Origin of the sequence: Phocaeicola coprophilus DSM 18228 = JCM 13818 (genome assembly GCF_000157915.1) — a bacterium.
Lineage (GTDB): Bacteria > Bacteroidota > Bacteroidia > Bacteroidales > Bacteroidaceae > Phocaeicola > Phocaeicola coprophilus.
Genome location: NZ_EQ973671.1, coordinates 1 through 523 on the forward strand (window position 1 = coordinate 1; position 523 = coordinate 523).

The following is a 523-nucleotide window of genomic DNA, read 5'->3' on the forward strand; positions in this document are numbered from 1 at the left end:
CTGTAATTCCTATATAGAGAAATTTGTCTCTGATTCCGAAGGACGCAGTTTTTAAATAATCACCCAAATGGCTGAGCTTTTTTTTCCAACTTATTACGTCGTCTGTTGGTTCAATTGGTATATCCGGAAGTTTTTTAGGTGTATAATCAATGTAATAGGACGGGGTTATTTTACTCAAATCCGAAGAAATCGAATAAATAGTGTCACAATATGGATAACTTAAATAGAAACAACTGTCGGTAGAAAAAAGAGCACGCCATGTCCTGAAAAATTGACTTTTTTTGACACCATCTTCTCCCGGATCAAAAAAGAAGTCCTGTTTCCCTTCATTGTTTATTTTTGCAAGTAGATGTTTTTCTGGGAAAGTAAGAAAGATAAGATACTCATTATCCTTTGTAGGTAATATTTCGGTAGGAGAGAAGTCTCCTTCTGTAGGGGGAATTTCTACTTTTGTCTCATGCAGGAATTGACCTTCCGGATCAAAATACAGCAGTTTGCGGTAATCTGCAATGACAATGTGGTT

1 protein-coding gene is annotated in these 523 nt (G+C 36.1%); it reads right to left on the reverse strand.

Features of this window, described 5'->3' with window-relative positions; translation table 11 throughout:
• The coding region (locus tag BACCOPRO_RS18175; RefSeq protein ID WP_008145571.1) for a hypothetical protein at positions 1 to 523 on the reverse strand (523 nt) is incomplete at both ends.